General features: G+C 72.7%; 1 protein-coding gene. It reads right to left on the bottom strand.

From position 1 onward, the window contains the following. Window positions 1-1,656, bottom strand: a 1,656-nt coding sequence (locus ACP4J0_RS38380) for a type I polyketide synthase (protein WP_426604062.1), incomplete at both ends; no start/stop codon positions are given.

Genomic DNA, 1,656 nt, shown 5'->3' with positions numbered 1-1,656 from the left:
TCCTTGAACGCACGATCCGCAGGCACCTCATCGACCGAACCATGCCCCAGAACACCCGCGACCTCACCCCGCACCACATCGAGTACGACCTCGGCCTGCTCGTCCTGGGGCAGCGCCGCGAGCTGCCGGGCGAGCTTGCCTGCCGAGGCCGAACCGGCCTTCGCGGCGCGGCGGGCCGGGACGCGGACCAGGCCGCTCAGCAGCGGCGGCAGCAACCCGCTGACCGCCTGAGCGCGGAGCGCGGCCAGGTCGAGCTTCATGGGTACGAGGACCGCGGCCTGAGTGGCGTTGGCGGTGTCGAAGAGGGCCAGGCCCTCGTCCTCGGTCAGGGCGTTCACTCCGCCGCGACCGGAACGCGCCACTTCGCCGGCCATGCCGCCGTCCCACAGGCCCCAGGCCAGCGACGTCGCCGCCAGACCCCGCGACCTGCGGTGCGCGGCAAGCGCATCGAGGAAGACGTTGGCGGCGGCGTAGTTCGCCTGGCCCGCGCCGCCGAAGACACCCGCCGCGGAGGAGAACAGGACGAACGCCGACAGGTCCATGCCCTGCGTGAGTTCGTGGAGGTTCCACGCCGCGTCCACCTTCGGACGCAGCACCGCCGACAGGCGCTCCTGGTCCAGGGACGCGATGACGCCGTCGTCCAGGACACCGGCGGTGTGCACCACCGCCGACAGCACCGGAGCCGCGTCCAGCACCGCGGCCAGTGCGTCCCGGTCGGCGACATCACACGCCGCCCACGACACCGACGCGCCCAGCTCAACCAGCTCCGCCGTCAACTCGACGGCGCCCGGGGCATCCCCGCCCCGCCGGCTCACCAGCAGCAGATCCCGCACCCCGTACTCGGTGACGAGGTGCCGCGCGAACAGACCGCCCAACGCACCACTGGCACCCGTCACCAACACCGTGCCCTCAAACACCGGGGCCTCGGCGTCGGGACCGGCGACGGCCCGCACCAGGCGAGGCGCGAGAAACACCCCGTACCGGACGGCGACTTCAGGCTCACCCGTCGCCAACGCCGCCGCGACGGTGTCCGCGTCGATCTCGCCGTCGACGTCGATCAAGCCGAACCGGCCCGGGTTCTCCGACTGCGCCGACCGCACCAGACCCCACACCGGGGCGTGCGCGAGATCCGCCACGTCCTCACCCGGCACCGCAGCCACCGCACCCCGCGTCAGGAACACCAGACGCGAATCGGCGAACCGCTCGTCACTCAGCCACTCCTGCACCAGCCCGAGCACCCGCCCGGACTCCGCATGCACCGCACCGGCCATGTCCCTCGCCAGCTCGTCGGCCGCGCACGGCACCACGATCACCGCCGGAACCGCGCCGTTCTCGGTCTCGAAGGCCTGGAGTCCGGCACTTACGAGCTTCCAGTCGTCGACCGAACCGCCGGCCGCCACCGGGGACCACTCGACCCGGAACAGCGCGTCACCCTGACCGCCAACCGGCCCGGCGAGCTGCTCCGGCGAGAACGCCCGCAGCACGAGACCGCCCACGGACGCCACCGGCGCACCCTCGGCGTCCGCCAGTTCCAGCGCCACCACATCACGGCCCGCACGCGACAACCGCACCCGTACCTCGGACGCGCCGACGGCGTGCAGAGTCACGCCCTGCCAGGAGAACGGCAGCTTGGCCTCACCGTCCCCGCTGTCGGTT

This window comes from Streptomyces sp. WG7 (assembly GCF_049975785.1).
In the GTDB taxonomy this organism is placed as follows: domain Bacteria; phylum Actinomycetota; class Actinomycetes; order Streptomycetales; family Streptomycetaceae; genus Streptomyces.
The sequence above is the reverse complement of the archived record's forward strand: the minus strand, read 5'-3'. Positions and strand labels throughout refer to the sequence as shown.